The 16927-nt window shown below is 73.4% G+C and carries 17 protein-coding genes and 1 tRNA gene; 9 read left to right on the plus strand and 9 right to left on the minus strand.

The genetic code is table 11. The annotated features are described in order from the left end of the window. Nucleotides 1-4 precede the first annotated feature (4 nt). Nucleotides 5-940 carry a cysteine synthase A gene (gene cysK, locus MA879_RS03650; RefSeq protein ID WP_248123592.1) on the plus strand — a complete coding sequence of 312 codons (936 nt, stop codon included), beginning with the start codon at nt 5-7 and terminating at the stop codon, nt 938-940. An 80-nt stretch (nt 941-1020) separates the two neighbouring features. Beyond that, nucleotides 1021-1608, plus strand: coding sequence for a serine O-acetyltransferase EpsC (gene epsC, locus MA879_RS03655; RefSeq protein ID WP_248123593.1), 588 nt, complete (start codon nt 1021-1023; stop codon nt 1606-1608). A 29-nt stretch (nt 1609-1637) separates the two neighbouring features. On the opposite strand, the gene gndA is transcribed toward epsC, so the two are convergent. From gndA to MA879_RS03675, 4 genes are all read right to left on the minus strand, one after another. After that, nucleotides 1638-3227, minus strand: coding sequence for an NADP-dependent phosphogluconate dehydrogenase (gndA, locus tag MA879_RS03660; protein ID WP_248123594.1), 1590 nt, complete (start codon nt 3225-3227; stop codon nt 1638-1640). 56 nt (nt 3228-3283) lie between these two features. After that, nucleotides 3284-4198 carry a polyphosphate kinase 2 gene (gene ppk2, locus MA879_RS03665; RefSeq protein ID WP_248123595.1) on the minus strand — a complete coding sequence of 305 codons (915 nt, stop codon included), beginning with the start codon at nt 4196-4198 and terminating at the stop codon, nt 3284-3286. 167 nt (nt 4199-4365) lie between these two features. Continuing rightward, entirely contained in the window at nt 4366-4866 is a 501-nt protein-coding gene (locus MA879_RS03670) for a hypothetical protein (protein ID WP_248123597.1), read from the minus strand. A 47-nt stretch (nt 4867-4913) separates the two neighbouring features. Further along, on the minus strand, nt 4914-5540 hold the full coding sequence (locus MA879_RS03675; RefSeq protein ID WP_248123599.1) for a DUF2231 domain-containing protein: 627 nt from the start codon (nt 5538-5540) through the stop codon (nt 4914-4916). 93 nt (nt 5541-5633) lie between these two features. On the opposite strand from MA879_RS03675, the gene MA879_RS03680 reads away from it, so the two are divergent. Next, nucleotides 5634-6368: a LysM peptidoglycan-binding domain-containing protein gene (locus MA879_RS03680; RefSeq protein ID WP_248123600.1), complete on the plus strand. Its 735-nt coding sequence runs from the start codon at nt 5634-5636 to the stop codon at nt 6366-6368. 53 nt (nt 6369-6421) lie between these two features. On the opposite strand, the gene MA879_RS03685 is transcribed toward MA879_RS03680, so the two are convergent. From MA879_RS03685 to MA879_RS03705, 5 genes are all read right to left on the minus strand, one after another. Beyond that, complete coding sequence (locus tag MA879_RS03685; protein WP_248123602.1) at nt 6422-6778, minus strand: AzlD domain-containing protein; 357 nt, start codon at nt 6776-6778, stop codon at nt 6422-6424. Then, complete coding sequence (locus MA879_RS03690; protein WP_248123604.1) at nt 6775-7617, minus strand: AzlC family ABC transporter permease; 843 nt, start codon at nt 7615-7617, stop codon at nt 6775-6777. Before MA879_RS03690 ends, MA879_RS03685 begins: the two co-directional genes overlap by 4 nt. Nucleotides 7618-7678: 61 nt before the next feature. After that, nucleotides 7679-7752 (minus strand) — tRNA-Val (locus tag MA879_RS03695). 39 nt (nt 7753-7791) lie between these two features. Further along, nucleotides 7792-8244 carry a redoxin domain-containing protein gene (locus MA879_RS03700; RefSeq protein WP_248123606.1) on the minus strand — a complete coding sequence of 151 codons (453 nt, stop codon included), beginning with the start codon at nt 8242-8244 and terminating at the stop codon, nt 7792-7794. Next, a complete protein-coding gene (locus tag MA879_RS03705; RefSeq protein ID WP_248123608.1) occupies nt 8237-8668 on the minus strand; it encodes a DUF3052 domain-containing protein in 432 nt (143 codons plus the stop codon). The genes MA879_RS03700 and MA879_RS03705 overlap by 8 nt, the downstream gene beginning before the upstream one ends. A gap of 264 nt (nt 8669-8932) precedes the next feature. Here MA879_RS03705 and aceE point away from each other — a divergent pair, with 264 nt between their 5' ends. The 6 genes from aceE (at nt 8933) to fabF (ending at nt 16915) form a co-directional block, all read left to right on the plus strand. After that, complete coding sequence (aceE, locus tag MA879_RS03710; protein WP_248123610.1) at nt 8933-11683, plus strand: pyruvate dehydrogenase (acetyl-transferring), homodimeric type; 2751 nt, start codon at nt 8933-8935, stop codon at nt 11681-11683. 134 nt (nt 11684-11817) lie between these two features. Beyond that, nucleotides 11818-13020: a PucR family transcriptional regulator gene (locus tag MA879_RS03715; RefSeq protein WP_248123612.1), complete on the plus strand. Its 1203-nt coding sequence runs from the start codon at nt 11818-11820 to the stop codon at nt 13018-13020. Between the two features lie 100 nt (nt 13021-13120). Further along, nucleotides 13121-14044 carry an ACP S-malonyltransferase gene (locus MA879_RS03720; RefSeq protein ID WP_248123614.1) on the plus strand — a complete coding sequence of 308 codons (924 nt, stop codon included), beginning with the start codon at nt 13121-13123 and terminating at the stop codon, nt 14042-14044. Between the two features lie 36 nt (nt 14045-14080). Next, nucleotides 14081-15133, plus strand: a complete 1053-nt coding sequence (locus MA879_RS03725; RefSeq protein ID WP_248123748.1) for a beta-ketoacyl-ACP synthase III — start codon at nt 14081-14083, stop codon at nt 15131-15133. Nucleotides 15134-15205: 72 nt separating this feature from the next. After that, nucleotides 15206-15451, plus strand: a complete 246-nt coding sequence (locus MA879_RS03730; RefSeq protein ID WP_248123616.1) for an acyl carrier protein — start codon at nt 15206-15208, stop codon at nt 15449-15451. A gap of 219 nt (nt 15452-15670) precedes the next feature. Then, nucleotides 15671-16915 (plus strand): beta-ketoacyl-ACP synthase II, encoded by a 1245-nt coding sequence (fabF, locus tag MA879_RS03735; protein ID WP_248123621.1) that lies wholly within the window; start codon nt 15671-15673, stop codon nt 16913-16915. Nucleotides 16916-16927 lie beyond the last annotated feature (12 nt).

Consider the following 16927-nt stretch of genomic DNA (forward strand, 5'->3'; position numbering starts at 1 on the left):
CCCCATGGCAAAGATCCTCGATGACATCACCCAGGCCGTCGGGCGGACCCCGCTGGTCCGCCTGAACTCCCTCACCAAGGACCTGCCCGGCGACGTCGCCGTCAAGGTGGAGTTCTACAACCCGGCCAACTCGGTCAAGGACCGGATCGGCGTCGCCATCGTGGACGCCGCGGAGCGGTCCGGGAAGCTCGCCCCCGGCGGCACCATCGTGGAGGGCACCTCCGGCAACACCGGCATCGCGCTCGCCATGGTCGGCGCCGCGCGCGGCTACAAGGTGGTCCTGACCATGCCGGAGACCATGTCCGCCGAGCGCCGCGTGATGCTGCGCGCCTACGGCGCGGAGATCGTGCTGACCCCCGGCGCCGACGGCATGCGCGGCGCCCTCGAGCGCGCCCAGCAGATCGTGGCCGAGACCCCCAACTCCATCTGGGCCCAGCAGTTCGCCAACGAGGCCAACGTGCAGGCCCACTACACCACCACGGGCCCCGAGATCTGGGACGCCTCGGACGGCGCGGTGCACACCTTCGTGGCCGGCGTGGGCACCGGCGGCACCATCACCGGCGCCGGACGCTACCTCCGGGAGCAGAACCCGGACGTCCGCCTGGTGGCGGTGGAGCCGGCGGACTCCCCGATCCTCTCCGGCGGCCAGGCCGGCCCCCACAAGATCCAGGGCATCGGCGCGAACTTCGTGCCCGAGCTCCTCGACACGGAGATCTACGACGAGGTCTACGCGGCCTCCCTCGAGGAGTCGCTGTCCACTGCCCGCGCCCTCGGGGCGCAGGAGGGGATCCTGGGCGGCATCTCCACCGGTGCGATCGTCTCGGCGGCGCTCCAGGAGGCCGCCAAGCCGGAGAACGAGGGCAAGCTGATCGTCGCGGTGGTCTGCGACTTCGGCGAGCGCTACATCTCCACCGCCCTGTTCGAGGACATCCGCGGCTGACGCCACCACCGACGCACCACGACGGCGGCGCGCGCCCGGTCCGGGCGTGCGCCGCCGCCACGATCGAAAGGCACGACCCCGTGGGCCTGCTCTCCCGCATGAAGGAAGACATCGACGCCGTCCGCAGCCACGACCCGGCCGCCCGCGGGGACGTGGAGGTGGCGCTGGCCTACTCGGGCCTGCACGCCCTGTGGGCCCACCGCGTGGCACACCGGATGTGGCAGGTGGAACGCCTGCGGACCCCGGCCCGTCTGCTCTCCCAGGCCGCCCGCGCGGCCACGGGGATCGAGATCCACCCCGGCGCCACCATCGGCCGCCGCCTGTTCATCGACCACGGCATGGGCGTGGTGATCGGCGAGACCGCGGAGATCGGCGACGACGTCATGCTGTACCACGGCGTGACCCTCGGCGGCCGGTCCCTGGCCCGCACCAAGCGCCACCCCACCCTGCGCGACGGCGTGGTGGTCGGCGCCGGGGCCAAGATCCTCGGCCCCGTGGAGATCGGCGAGGGGACCGCGGTGGGCGCCAACGCCGTCGTCGTGAAGGACACCCCGGCGGGCTCCATCGCCACCGGCGTGCCGGCCACCTACCGCCTGCGCAAGGGACCCGCCGAGGACAAGCCGCTGGTGGACCCCGCCGAGTACGTCGACCCGGCGATGTGGATCTGAGCGGCCGGGAGTCCTGACGGGCCCCGGCGTCAGCGGGCGGTCTCCTCCGTCGGGTCGCCCTCGGCCGGCTGCGGCATGACGACGGGCGCGCTGTCGCCGTCCACCTCGGTGCGATCTCCGGACCACAGTGTGTGGAACGAGCCGTCCCGGTCCGTGCGCCGGTAGGTGTGGGCGCCGAAGAAGTCGCGCTGCCCCTGGATGAGGGCGGCGGGCAGGCGGCCGGCGCGCAGGCCGTCGTAGTAGGCCAGGGCGGAGGAGAACACCGGCACGGGCACGCCCGCGGCCACGGCGGTGGCCACCACGCGGCGCCAGGCCGGCAGGGCCTCGGCGATCGCCTGGGTGAACTCGGGCGCGAAGAGCAGGTTCGACGGCTGCCCCTCGGCACGGGCGCCCGGCTCCGGGTGCCGGTCGGTGTCCCGCCCGCCGAACGCGCGCATGATGACGTCCAGCAGGTCCGCACGGATGATGCAGCCGTCCCGCCACAGGGAGGCGATGGTGCCCAGGTCCAGGGACCAGCCGTACTCCTGCGCGGCCGCGGTGAGCATGTCGAGGCCCTGCGCGTAGGCCACCAGCTTGGAGGCGAACAGGGCCTGGCGCACGTCCTCGACGAACGCGTCGCGGCCCTGGGCGTCCACCGCGGGGGCGTCCGCCACGCCCGCGGCCAGGGTGCGGCGGGCCTCTTCGCGCACCGCGGTCTGGGAGGAGAGCGAGCGCGCAAACACGGACTCGGCGATCGCGGCCACGGGTGCGCCGACGTCGAGGCCGGAGACCGCGGTCCAGCGGCCGGTGCCCTTCTGCCCGGCCTCGTCCACGATCACGTCCACGAGCGGCCTGCCGGTGGCGGCGTCCACCTGCTGGAGGACCTCGGCGGTGATCTCGATGAGGTACGAGGCCAGGTCCGTCTGGTTCCACGCGGAGAACACCTCGGCTTGCTCGGCGGGCTCGATCGCGGCGACGCGGCGCAGCAGGTCGTAGGCCTCGCCGATGACCTGCATGTCGGCGTACTCGATGCCGTTGTGGACCATCTTCACGTAGTGCCCGGCGCCGTCCGTGCCGATCCACGCGCAGCACGGCTCGCCGTCGTACGTCGCCGCGATCGACTCGAGCAGCGGGCCGAGGGCCTCGTAGGACTCCTTCGGTCCGCCGGGCATGATGGCCGGGCCGTTCAGGGCGCCCTCCTCGCCGCCGGAGACGCCGACGCCCACGAAGTGCAGGCCCTGCTCCGCGAGCGCGGCCTCGCGGCGGCGGGTGTCCTCGTAGTGCGAGTTGCCGGCGTCGATCACGATGTCCCCGGGCTCGAGCAGCGGCACGAGCTGATCGATCACGCCGTCCACGGGGGCGCCGGCCTTGACCATGATCAGCACGCGGCGGGGCACCGCCAGGGAAGCCACGAGCTCCTGGAGGGTCTCCGTGGCGATGAATGCGCCCTCGTGGCCGTGCTCGGCCATGAGGGCGTCCGTCTTGGCACGACTGCGGTTGTGCAGGGCCACGGTGTGGCCGCGGCGGGCGAAGTTCCGGGCGAGGTTGGCGCCCATGACGGCCAGGCCGGTGACGCCGATGTCGGCGGTCCCGGGGGCGGGGGCGGCAGGGGCGGGGGCGGCAGGGGTGGTGGCGGTCATGGCGTAGGTCTCCTCACGCGGCGGGCCGGGGTCGGATCCCACCCTAGCCGGGCGGGTCAGTCGCCGACGGCCTCGCGCCCCCGCTGGACGATCTTCGGGTCCGGGGTCCCGACGACGTCGTGGTCCTTGCCCTCGTACTCGAAGCGGGAGAGGAAGTAGCGCATGGCGTTCAGGCGGGCGCGCTTCTTGTCATTGGACTTGATGGACACCCACGGGGCGTGGTCCGTGTCCGTGTGCATGAACATCGCCTCCTTGGCGTCCGTGTACGCCTCCCAGCGGTCCAGGGACTCGAGGTCCATCGGGGAGAGCTTCCACTGGCGGACCGGGTCGATCTGGCGGATCGCGAAGCGGGTGCGCTGCTCGGTCTGGGTGACGGAGAACCAGAACTTGGTGAGGTGGATGCCGTCCTCCACGAGCATCTTCTCGAACATCGGCACCTGCTTCATGAACAGCTCGTACTGATGGTCCGTGGAGAAGCCCATGACCCGCTCCACGCCCGAGCGGTTGTACCAGGAGCGGTCGAACAGGACGATCTCGCCCGCCGTGGGGAAGTGCTGGATGTAGCGCTGGAAGTACCACTGGCCCAGCTCGCGCTCGGTGGGCTTGCTGAGGGCCACCGTGCGCGCGGTGCGGGGGTTCAGGTGCTCGGTGAAGCGCTTGATGGTCCCGCCCTTGCCGGCGGCGTCCCGACCCTCGAACACGATGATGTGACGCTGGCCGGTGTCCTCGCCCCAGTACTGCAGCTTCAGCAGCTCGATCTGCAGCCGGTACTTCTCCAGCTCGTACTCCTCGCGCGTCATGCGCTCCTCGTACGGGTAGTCCTCCTTCCACGTCTCCACCGCCCGGCCCTGGGGGTCGATGAGGTCCGGGTCGTTGGTGTGGCCGTCCGACACGGTGTAGCCGCCGTCGCGCAGCTTGTCGATGAACTCGCGGAGGTTCTCGCGGGGGGCGTCGGGCTGCAGCAGCTCCATGGGGACTCCTTCGTGGGCGGGGCGAGCGTCCCGCCAGCGCGCGGGCGGGCGTGGGCGGGGAACGGGGATCCCGTCCATTATGGGCCGGTCCGTCGGTGGGGCGACCGGCCCGGCACCCCGCCCGGGTGAACTCGCCGTGAACCCTGGGTGGCTGCTGCCACCCCTGCTCAGGGTCGCGCGGCCCCCACGAGTGCGTCCACGGCGGCGACGGCGGCGCGCGCCGCGGCCACGTCCACGAACTGGGCCACGGCGTCCCGGTGCCGTGGGTGGCCGGGCAGCTTGAGTCCCACCGAGGCGCCGTCCATGGCCGGCAGCACCCACAGGCGCGCCTCCGGGTCCACGTCCCGCTGGGCGATGACGTCCTCCTCCTCGGGCTCGCGGTCGTAGCCGGCCCACTCCACGCCCGGACGCTCGGTGTCCGCGCCGTCCAGGACGTCCGCTCCGCCCATGCGTAGGTACGTGCGCGCCTGGAGGAGGCGATCGAGGGTACGCGCCGCCGTCCGCCCGGCGAGCTCGTCCTCGAACAGGGCCAGCACCCGCCAGCCGTCCCCGTCCTGCAGGAACAGCATCGTCTGCCCGGCCTCACCCCCGGTGATGACGGCGAGGTGCCGCGGGGCGGCGTCGACGTCGGCGGGCAGCTTCCAGAAGCCGTGGGGCGTGGCGGACATGCCCCCACCCTACTGGGGCCCGGACGGGGCCGTCGTCGGCCTCCGCGTCAGGAGGCGAGCCGGTCCTGCGGCGTGGGGGCGCCGTGCCGCGCGCCGAACGACGGGTCGTGCGTGCCGACCTTCCGGGCGGCGGCGAGGTGGCCGCCGAGGAAGCCGGCCCCGCCGGTCACGCCCATGGCTCCCAGGCCCAGGAGGACGCCGAGACGATGCCGGCCCGTGACGCGGGCCGCGAGCGAGGCGGTCTGGAGGGTGACGCCGATGCCGTTCGCGGCGGCGTGCACCACGCCCACGCGCCGCTCGGGACGGCCGGAGGCCGCGTACTCCGCCCACCCGGTGAGGGCGGCGGGGACGGCGGAGGCGACGCCCAGGCCCGTGAGCAGAGTGGCGCTGCCGCGGGCGTCGTCGCCGCCGAGCAGGTCCAGGGCCGTGGCGCTCATCCAGGTGCCCATGGGCACCTCGATCACGAGCGGGTGCAGCGCGTGGCCCAGCCACGCGCCCTGCAGTGCGGCACGCCGCACGGGACCGGCCACGAGGGCGGAGGAGAACGCGTCGCCCGCCGCGACGGCGGGGTCCAGCACGCGGGCGCCCTCCAGGGCCTGCATCGCCCGGGAGAGGGGATTCCGGGTGCGGGCGGCGGTACGGGAGTCGAGACGACGGCGGCGGGGTGCGCGCATGGTTCCTCCGAGTCAGGGCGGATAGCGACCCGACGGCGGCGGGCCTGGGGTCCAGAGTAGCGGCGGTCCGCACCGGCGCGGCATGCTGGCCGGATGGGACTGCTGCGCCGACCGCTGACCGGCTCCGACGACGAGGGCGGGTGCCGGGACGTGCTGTCCGGCAGGCTGCACAACGCGCCGGCGATCGCGGCGTCGTCGCGCCGAGCGGGCGTCCCGCTCTCGGTCGCCGCGGCGTTGGCGGAGGTGGAGTCGGGCGGTCGCAACGTGTTCGGCAACGACCGCGGCGGGGTGTTCTCGCGCCCCGGACGCCCCGACGTCCCGGTGACGCCCGAGCGCGTGGCCGAGCTGCGGCGTCGGGTGGCGGCCGGGGAGACCTCGAACGGGATCGGCCCCGCGCAGATCACCTGGCCGCCGTTCTTCGACCGGGCGGACGCGGCGGGCCTGGACCTGGCCGACCCGGAGGACAACCTCACCCTGGGCCTGACGATCCTGGCCGAGCACGCCCGCGGCGACCTCTCCCCCGCCGGCCTCGAACGGGCGGGCACCCTCTACAACGCCGGGACCCTCGCCGGCGGGGTCACCGACTACGGTCGGCGGCTGGCCCGCGCGGCGGCCGCCTGGGAGGAGCGGCTGTCCGCAGGGCTGCCGGACCGCGCCGCCGGCGGCGCGACGGCGGAGGGCGCCGCGGAGGTGCACGTCGTCCGGGCCGGGGAGACGCTGTGGGGCATCGCGCGCGACCGGGGCACGGACGTGGCCACGCTGCGGCGGCTCAATCCCGGGATCGTGCCGGAACGGATGGCCGTGGGCACGCCGGTGCGCCTGCCCTGACCACCGGCCCGGAGGCACGGGGCCGGCCGGCGTCGGGGCGCCAGGGCGGGCCGTCAGAGCACGAGGTTGACCAGCAGGACGTACGCCAGGGTGCCCGCGCCGATGGAGAGCAGGGTCCGCCGGCTGCCCAACACGTGCACGAGGACCGTGAGGGCGGTGGCGACCAGCGCGCAGGCCACCCGCGGCCCGTCCACGGACGCTCCGGGGGACAGCGCGGCGGCCTCCAGGAGCATCACGATCGCGAGGATCGCGAGCACGCCCGCCGGCATCCAGACGGCCAGCCGGGCGGCGAGGGCGGACTCCCGCAGCGGGCGCAGCAGCGCGAAGGGGGCCGCGCGCAGGGTGAACGTCACCGCGCCCGCCACGACGGCCGCAGCCACCACGTGTCCGGGGTCCACGGGGGCGGTCATCCCGTCCTCCGTCCGCGGTCGGCGTCCTGCGAGCGGGACTCCACGGGTCCGGCCGCGCCGAGCACCGGCGCGGGGTCGGTCGCCGGATCCGGCTCGGGCAGCGGCAGGCGGGCACCCCGGGCGGCCGCCGCGTGAGCGACGACCAGCACGCCCACGAACACGAGGAAGGACGTGACCAGCAGCCCCCCGGGCGCCACGAGCAGCGCCACGCCCACCGCGGCCGCGGCGGCCAGCACGAGGGGCAGGTGGCGGCGGGTGCGGGCGGCGTCGAGCGCCAGGACGGTGAACAGGGCGGTGAGGGCGAACTCCAGGCCCTCGACGGGCGCGGGCAGCAGGCCCGCCACCCCCACGCCGGCGACCCCGCCGAGCACCCAGTACAGGTGGAGGCTGACCTGCATGGCCAGCAGACGCGGGGCGGTCCAGCCCCGGGGGTGGGCGGCGGCGATCGCGTACGCCTCGTCGATCAGGGCGCCCATCGAGTAGATGCGGGCCGCCCGTGACCGCACCACGTGCAGGGGGAAGCCGAACGCGTAGAACACGTGCCGGAAGTTCACCAACAGCACGGTGACGGCGACGGCTGCCAGGGGGGTCGCGGCCGCGATGAGGCCGACGAGCAGCAGCTCCACCGAACCGGCGAAGACGACGACGGACAGCAGTGGCGCGGCCCATCCGGGGAGGCCGGCCTGGACCACCAGCATGCCGAACGCCACGCCGAGCGGGAACAGGCCGAGACCGGCCGGTCCGGACAGGCGGATCCCGAGGAGCACCTCGCTCCGACGGTCCCCGGCCCCGGATGCGGCAGAGGGCGGCGGCGCGACGGCGTCAGAGGTGGCGTGCATGATGCAGACAGCATGCCACCCGCGACACGCGCGAAGCGCAGCAGACGGGCTGAGGTGCGCGTGGACCCAGACGGGTTCGAACCGCCGACACCCGCGGTGTAAACGCGGTGCTCTGACCAGCTGAGCTATGGGTCCTGACGCGCCCCAGCCTACCGCCGGGCGGCCGCCGGACGCTCAGGCCGGCCGCACGGCGGCGTCGCGGTGGTCCTGCGGTCTTCGCGCGCCCCCCGCCTCCGCAGGGGCCACGCGCGCCCGTTCGACGCCGTCGGCGTCCACCAGCACCGACACGCGCCGAGGCCGTCCGGTCGCCTCATCCAGCAGGTCGAACACGCGAGCCGCGGCCCCGTGAGGCCAGAAGTCGGAGAGCAGCACGCACGCCTCGGGCAGGCTCATGCGCTCCGCCACCTCTCGGAGCACCGGAGCGGGGTCGCAGGACACCACCCGCACGCCGACGCCCACGGCCGCGAGCTCCTCCGCCAGCGAGCCGAGCCATTCCAGCTCCCCCGTGCACACGGGGGTGAAGGCCCCCGGCAGGAACACCAGCCAGGCGGCGCGCTCCCCGGGTGCCACCGGCGGCCACGGCCACGAGGTGCCGTGCGTGTCCCGCAGGAAGGGGGTCTCAGCCACCGCGTTTCTGCTCGAGCCGGGAGGCCAGCCAGTCCTCGGAGCCTCCGGCGCTCGTGGTCACGTGCAGTCCGCCGGTGGAGGCGGCCTCGGCCACGTCCGCCGGGGTCACGTACCCCTCGCGCCCCTTGCGCGGGGTCATGACCCACACGGGGCCGCGGTCCAGGGAGCGCTGGACGTCCACGAGCTGGTCCGTGAGGTCGGTGACGTCGCCGTCCTCGGCCCGCCACCACAGCAGCACCGCGTCCGCCGGCTCCTGATCCTCCTCGGTGAGGAGCTCCTCCCCGAGCGCATCCTCCAGTGCGTCACGGAAGGCGAAGTCGATGTCGTCGTCGTAGCCCCACTCCTGGACGAGGTCGCCGGCCTTCAGGCCGTACGCGTCCAGCAGCTGCGTCTGCGACGAGGTCCTGTCCGACCCTGCCTCCATGTGTGCGCTCCTCCTCGGGATGGGGACGGGCGCGGGCCCCGGGCCCGGCCGTCCGGCGGTGTGGTGACACAGCCCACCTTACGCGGTGCGCCTGCCGACATCGGGGCCCGAGGCCGGGCGGGGAGCCGTCCGGCCCCAGTAGGCTGACCGGCAGACGCGCACGACGTCGGCCATCCGCCGACGGCGCGGCGGGGCGCCCGGCCGATCGCCGGGCCCGGCAGGACACCGCGGAGCACCCCTCCGCACCGATATCAAGGAGGCACCGTGAGCGCAGCGGAAGAAAGCTCCCAGATCGTCAGCGGTCTGACCAGCCAGCTCCCCGACAAGGATCCGCAGGAGACCGCGGAGTGGATCGAGTCCTTCGACGGGCTCGTGGACGAGCGGGGGACCGAGCGCGCGCAGTACATCATGCGCACGCTCATGCAGCGAGCGGGCGCGCAGTCCGTGGCCCTGCCGCACGTCACCACCACCGACTACGTCAACACGATCCCGGCGGACCAGGAGCCGGAGTACCCGGGCGACGAGGAGCTGGAGCGCCGCTACCGGAACTACCTGCGGTGGAACGCGATGGCCACGGTGCAGCGGGCGCAGCGCGACGGCGTCGGCGTGGGCGGGCACATCTCGTCCTACGCGGGCCAGGCCACCCTGTACGAGGTGGGCATGAACCACTTCTTCCGCGGCCAGGACCACCCGGGCGGCGGCGACCACATCTTCTTCCAGGGCCACTCCTCCCCCGGCAACTACGCGCGCGCCTTCCTCGAGGGCCGCCTCACCGAGGAGGACCTGGACGGCTTCCGCCAGGAGAAGTCCAAGGAGGGCCACGCCCTGTCCTCCTACCCGCACCCGCGGATGATGCCCCGCTTCTGGCAGTTCCCCACGGTCTCGATGGGCCTGGGCCCGATGAACGCGATCTTCCAGGCGCAGACCAACCGCTACCTCCACAACAACGGGATCAAGGACACGTCCGACCAGCACGTGTGGGCGTTCCTCGGCGACGGCGAGATGGACGAGCCCGAGTCGCGCGGCCAGCTGCACGTCGCGGCCAACGACAAGCTCGACAACCTCACCTTCGTGATCAACTGCAACCTGCAGCGCCTCGACGGCCCTGTGCGCGGCAACGGCAAGATCGTCCAGGAGCTGGAGTCCTACTTCCGCGGCGCCGGATGGAACGTCATCAAGGTGCTGTGGGGCCGCGAGTGGGACCCGCTGCTCGAGGCCGACGACGAGGGCGAGCTCGTCCGGATCATGAACGAGACCCTCGACGGCGACTTCCAGACCTACAAGGCCGAGTCCGGTGCGTTCGTGCGCGAGCACTTCTTCGGCCGGTCCTCCGTCACCAAGGAGATGGTGGCGGACATGTCGGACGACGAGATCTGGGGCCTGAAGCGCGGCGGCCACGACTACAAGAAGGTCTACGCCGCGTACAAGGCGGCCATGGAGCACAAGGGCCAGCCCACCGTCATCCTGGCCCACACCATCAAGGGCTACGGCCTGGGCAAGTCCTTCGAGGGCCGCAACGCGACCCACCAGATGAAGAAGGTCACCGCGGACGACCTCAAGGTGTTCCGCGACCGCCACCGCATCCCGGTGACAGACGAGCAGATCGACAAGGACCCGTACGACATCCCGTACTACCACCCGGGTGCGGACGCCCCGGAGATCAGGTACATGATGGAGCGGCGCAAGGAGCTCGGCGGGTTCGTGCCGGAGCGACGCTCCACGCACCACGCCATCCCGTTGCCGCCGGAGTCCGCCTACAAGCAGGCCCGCAAGGGATCGGGCAAGCAGCAGGCCGCCACGACCATGGCGTTCGTGCGCCTGCTCAAGGACCTGATGCGGGACAAGAACATGGGACCGCGCTTCGTGCCGATCATCCCGGACGAGGCCCGCACCTTCGGCATGGACTCGTTCTTCCCGACCGCGAAGATCTACAACCCCAAGGGCCAGAACTACCTGTCCGTGGACCGGGACCTGTTCCTGTCCTACAAGGAGTCCCCACAGGGGAAGATCTACCACGTCGGCATCAACGAGGACGGCGCCACCGCCGCGTTCAACGCGATCGGCACGGCGTACTCCACGCACGGCGAGCCGATGATCCCGGTCTACATCTTCTACTCGATGTTCGGTTTCCAGCGGACCGCGGACAACATCTGGGCCGCAGGCGACCAGCTCGCGCGCGGCTTCATGATCGGCGCCACCGCCGGGCGCACCACCCTGGCCGGCGAGGGCACCCAGCACATGGACGGTCACTCCCCCGTCCTGGCGTCCACGAATCCGGCCGTGAAGCACTATGACCCGGCGTACTCGTACGAGATCGCCCACATTGTGCGCCAGGGCCTGGAGGACATGTACGGCGATCACGACCGCGGGGACGACGTCCGCAACGTCATCTACTACCTGACGGTCTACAACGAGCCGATCGTGCACGCGGACGAGCCGGAGGACCTGGACGTGGAGGGCCTGCTCAAGGGCCTGTACCGCTACTCCGTGGGCGAGGGCGACGGCCCCAAGGTCCAGCTGATGGGCTCGGGCGTGGCCCTGCCGTGGGCGATCACCGCCCAGCGCCTCCTCGCCGAGGACTGGGGCGTGTCCGCCGACGTGTGGTCCGCCACCTCTTACAACGAGCTCTACCGGGACGCCGTGGCGGCCGAGAAGGACGCGCTCAAGGACCCCTCCGCTCCGGCGCGAGTGCCGTACGTGACCCAGAAGCTGGCGGACGCCGAGGGCCCCGTGGTCGCCACCTCGGACTTCTCCACCTCGTGGGCGAACCAGATCCGGCCGTTCGTGCCGAACCGCTTCTCCGCCCTCGGCGCGGACGAGTTCGGCTTCGCCGACACCCGGGCCGCCGCGCGCCGCTACTTCCTCATCGACTCCCACTCGATGGTGGTCCGCGCGCTGCAGCTGTTGGAGCAGGACGGGAAGGTCGAGGCGGGCACCGCCGCGAAGGCCCACGAGAAGTACCGCCTGGACGACGTCACCGCGGGCACCACCGGCAACGCCGGGGGCGACGCCTGACCCGACGCCGCAGGCTCTGAACCGCGGCCCCGACGACGGCCGGTCGCCTCCCCCGCGGAGGCGACCGGCCGGCGTCGTCTCCCCTCCCGGGGGCTTCGTGGGGATCCGACAATGGCGGGCCTAGGATGTGGCCCATGCCCGAGCCCCGCACCGCCGCCCCCCGCCCGGTCAGCCCCGAGGGGCTGGCCCGGCTGCGCACCCACCTGGGCGCGCTGAACACGGCCACCCTGCAGCGGCTGGACGCCACCCTGCCCTGGTACCGCGAGCTGACTCCGGACGAGCGCAGCGCGCTCGGCATGATCGCCCAGCGCGCGCTGCAGGGATTCGTCTCCTGGTTCGAGCGACCGTCCACCACGACCGTCCATGTGCTGCGCGACGTCTTCGGCCAGTCCCCCGCGGAGCTGACCCGGGTGATCTCCCTGCAGCGGGCGCTGCAGCTGATCCGGACCATGGTGGACGTCGTGGAGTCCCGCGTGCCCGAGGCGGTCCTCGAACGCGACCAGGCCGTGCTGCGCGAGCACATCCTCCACTACTCCCGCGAGATCGCGTTCGCCCTCGCGGACGTGTACGCCCGTGCCGCCGAGCAGCGGGGGGCCATGGACTCCCGCCTGGAGGCGGTCCTGCTCGACGCCGTGCTGCGCGGCCAGGAGCCGGACGAGATCCAGCACCGCGCCACCGCCCTGGGCTGGCAGGGCGGGTGCGGCGTCGCGGTGATCGCCGGCCTGACCCCCGGCGGGGCGCAGCCGTCCTTCATCCCCGCGCTGCGGCGAGCCGCGGCCCGCCTGGAGTGCGACCTGCTCGTGGGCGTGCAGGCCGAGCGGCTGGTGCTCGTGGTGGGCTCGGTGGCGGACGGCCCCACGGTGGCCGAGGCGCTGCTGCCGTGGTTCGCGGACGGCCCGGTGATCGTCGGGCCCGTGGTGGAGTCCCTCGTCGAGGCGCACCTGTCCGCCCGGCACGCCCTGGCCGGTCTCTCCGCGGCGCCGGCGCACCCCCGGGCCGCCCGCCCGACCTCGAGCGAGGACCTGCTGCCCGAGCGCGCCCTGCTGGGTGACCCCTCGGCCCGCGAGGCCCTCGTGGACGGGATCTACGCGCCCCTCGCCGACGCCGGCACCGCGCTGCTGGAGACCGCGGACGCGTTCACGGCCGGCGGCCACTCCCTGGAGGGCACCGCGCGGGCGCTGTACATCCACGCGAACACGGTGCGCTACCGTCTCCGACGCGTCGCGGAGATCACCGGGTGGGACCCACTTCAGGCCCGCGACGCCTACGTGCTGCAGACCGCCGTGGCGCTCGGCCGGCTCTCCCACGTTCGGGGCGGTGCTGCGCAGGACGGGTGATCCGCCAACCACGATATGTAGGAACTCCACAAGATCCCAGGGTGGAAATGGTCGCCCTGAATGGCCCGCCAGGCAGGTGCGACCTGCCACCATGGAGGACATGCTTGCGATCGTGTGCCCCGGGCAGGGATCCCAGACCCCCGGCTTCCTCACCCCGTGGCTCGAGCTGGACGGGGTCCGCGACCGCCTCGTCGAACTCTCCGAGGCGGCCGGGACGAATCTGATCCGGCACGGCACGGAGTCGGACGAGGCGGCCATCAGGGACACCGCCGTGGCCCAGCCGCTGATCGTGGCCGCGGGCCTCGTCTCCGGGGCCGCGCTCGAGGCGGGGACCACCGCGCCGGAGCACACGGTGCTGGCTGGCCACTCGGTGGGCGAGATCACGGCCGCCGCACTGGCCGGCGTCCTCTCCCCGGCCCAGGCCCTCGGGCTCGTGCGCGTGCGCGCCGCCGGCATGGCCCAGGCGGCCGCCGCGGCCCCCACGGGGATGGCCGCCCTCGTGGGCGGGGACCAGGACGAGGTTCTCGCGGCGATCGAGCGCGCCGGCCTGACGCCCGCCAACGTCAACGGCGGCGGCCAGGTGGTGGCCGCCGGCACGCGGGAGCAGCTGGCGGCACTGGCCGGCCGGCCCCCGGCCCGGGCCCGGGTGATCCCGCTGAAGGTGGCCGGCGCCTTCCACACCGAGCACATGGCCCCGGCCGTCGACGCCCTCCGGGAACACGTGGACGGCCTCGTCCCGCAGGCCCCACGCACGCCCCTGCTCTCCAACCGGGACGGCGCCGCCGTCGCGGACGGTCGGGACGCCCTGGGGCGGATCGTCGAGCAGGTCACCCGCCCGGTCCGCTGGGACCTGTGCATGGCGACCCTGGCCGGCCGCGGCGTCACCGGAGTCCTCGAACTCCTGCCCGGCGGTACCCTGACCGGACTCGCCAAGCGCGGCCTTACGGGCGCCGCCACGTGCGCGGTGAAGGCCCCCGAGGACCTCGAGACGGCCCGGGCGTTCATCGCCGAGCACACGGCCTGACCCCGCCGACTCCCGCCCCCTGCAGAGATGAGCACCATGTCCGTCACCCTGAAGCAGCACGAGCCCCACGCCGCGAGCCGGATCGCCGCGGTCGGCGCGTTCCGTCCGGCGCGACGGCTCCCGAACGAGGACATCGTCGGCCCCATCGACTCCTCCGACGAATGGATCCGCCAGCGCACCGGGATCGTGACCCGCCAGCGCGCCGGCGAGGGCGAGACCGTGCTGTCCATGGCCGTCGCCGCGGGCCGGGAGGCCCTCGAGCGCGCCGGGCTGACCGGCGCGGACCTGGGCGCCGTGATCGTGGCCACCGTGACCTTCCCCTACGCCACGCCCTCTGCGGCCGCCGCCGTGGCCCATGAGCTCGGCGCCACCCCGGCCCCGGCGTACGACGTCTCCGCGGCCTGCGCGGGCTACTGCTACGGCGTGGCCCAGGCCGACGCCCTCGTCCGCGCCGGAACCGCCCGCCACGTGCTCGTGATCGGCGTGGAGCGGCTCTCCGACTTCATCGACCCCACGGACCGCTCCATCTCCTTCCTGCTGGGCGACGGCGCGGGCGCCGTCGTGGTCTCCGCCGCGGACGAGCCCGGCATCTCCCCCTCCGTGTGGGGCTCGGACGGGGAGCGGTGGGAGACGATCTCCATGACCCGCTCCCTGCTCGAGGTGCGCGACGAGGTGGAGGGCGCCCGCATCGGCGGGGACGCCTCGGCCATCACGGGCCAGGAGGGGATGCTCTGGCCCACGCTCCGCCAGGACGGGCCCTCCGTCTTCCGCTGGGCCGTGTGGTCCATGGCCAAGGTGGCCCGGGAGGCCCTCGACGCCGCCGGTGTGGGTCCCGAGGACCTCGCGGCCTTCATCCCCCACCAGGCCAACATGCGCATCATCGACCAGTTCGCCAAGCAGCTGAGGCTGCCGGACACCGTCACCGTGGCGCGGGACATCGCCGACGCCGGCAACACGTCGGCCGCGTCGATCCCGCTGGCCATGCACAGACTGCTGCAGGAGGATCCGTCGCTGTCCGGCGGGCTCGCCCTGCAGATCGGCTTCGGCGCCGGGCTGGTCTACGGCGCCCAGGTGGTGCGCCTCCCCTGAGGCCCCACCGGTCTGATTCACTGACCACGTACACCCGTACACCCGTGTAACCCCGAGAGAAGGAGACGCCCCATGGCTTCCAAGGAAGAGATCCTCGCCGGCCTCGCCGAGATCGTGAACGAGGAGACCGGCCTCGAGACCACCGACGTCCAGCCGGAGAAGTCCTTCACCGACGACCTGGACATCGACTCGATCTCGATGATGACCATCGTCGTCAACGCCGAGGACCGCTTCGGCGTGAAGATCCCGGACGAGGAGGTCAAGAACCTCAAGACCGTCCAGGACGCCGTCGACTTCATCGACCAGGCCCAGGCCTGATCCACCCCGACGGCGCGCCCCGCGCGTCGTCCCCGGCGCCGCGCCGGGGAGCACCGGCCGGCGGGAGATCCTCCCGCCGGCGCTCCCCGGCCCGCGCGGCCGATCCCCCTCCGTGCCGGGAACGCCCCCGAGGAGCCACGGCACGGACCCCGACCTCCCGCCGCCCGGCCCGGGCGAGCGACGACCTCCCGGCCGGCCCGGGCCACGAAGGCAGGATCCATGACCCGCACCGCAGTGATCACCGGACTCGGCGCCACCACCCCCATCGGCGGCGACGTCCCCACGTTCTGGGAGAACGCCCTGAAGGGCGTCTCGGGCGCCGCCACCATGGAGCACGACTGGGTCGAGCGCTACGAGCTCCCCGTCACCTTCGCCGCCGAGCTGACGGTGCCCCCCTCCGAGGTCCTCACCAAGGTCGAGAGCAAGCGCCAGGACCCGGCCACGCAGATGGCCACCGTCGCCGCCCGCGAGGCCTGGAAGGACGCCGGTCTCGACTCGGCGGACATCGACGGCGACCGCCTCGCCGTCGCGTTCGGCACCGGCATCGGCGGCGTGTGGACCCTGCTGGACGGCTGGGACACCGTCCGCGAGCGCGGGCCCCGCCGCGTCATGCCCATGACCGTGCCGATGCTCATGCCCAACGGCGCCGCCGGTGCCCTGTCTCTCGAGTTCGGCGCCCGCGCCGGCGCGCGGACCGTGGTGTCCGCGTGCGCCTCCGGGACCGAGGCCCTTGAGACGGCACTCGAGCTGATCCGCTCGAGTCGTGCCGACGTCGTGATGTGCGGGTCCACCGAGGCCGCCATCCACCCCATGCCGATGGCGGGCTTCGCCGCCATGCAGGCCCTGTCGAAGCGCAACGACGACCCGCAGGCGGCCTCCCGCCCCTATGACGTGGATCGCGACGGCTTCGTGCTCGGCGAGGGCGCGGGCGTGATGATCGTGGAGTCCGAGGAGCACGCCGCCGCCCGCGGTGCCCGCGTGTACGCCGAGCTGGTGGGCACCGGCGTGACGTCCGACTCGCACCACATCACGGCCCCCGAGCCCGAGGGGCTGGGGGCGACCCGCGCCATGCGTCGGGCGCTCGAGGACGCGGGCCTGCGGCCCGAGGACGTGTCCCACGTGAACGCCCACGCCACCTCCACTCCCAAAGGCGACGCCCCTGAATACCTGGCCATGCGCGCCGTGTTCGGCGACCGCCTGGACGACGTGCAGGTCTCCGCCACGAAGTCGCAGACAGGTCACCTGCTGGGCGCCTCCGGGGCGATCGAGTCGATCCTCGCGGTGCTCGCCGTGCACCACGGCCGCACCCCCGTGACCATCAACCTGGACAACCAGGATCCGGAGATCCCCCTGAACGTGGTCACCGGAACGCCCGGGGCGCTGCCCGAGGGGCGCCGTGTGGCGCTGAAGAACTCGTTCGGCTTCGGCGGGCACAACGCCGTGGCGGTGTTCGTGGGGCGCTGACCGGCCGCGCCG

Source organism: Micrococcus lacusdianchii, from assembly GCF_023155805.1.
Classification (GTDB): Bacteria; Actinomycetota; Actinomycetes; order Actinomycetales; family Micrococcaceae; genus Micrococcus; species Micrococcus lacusdianchii.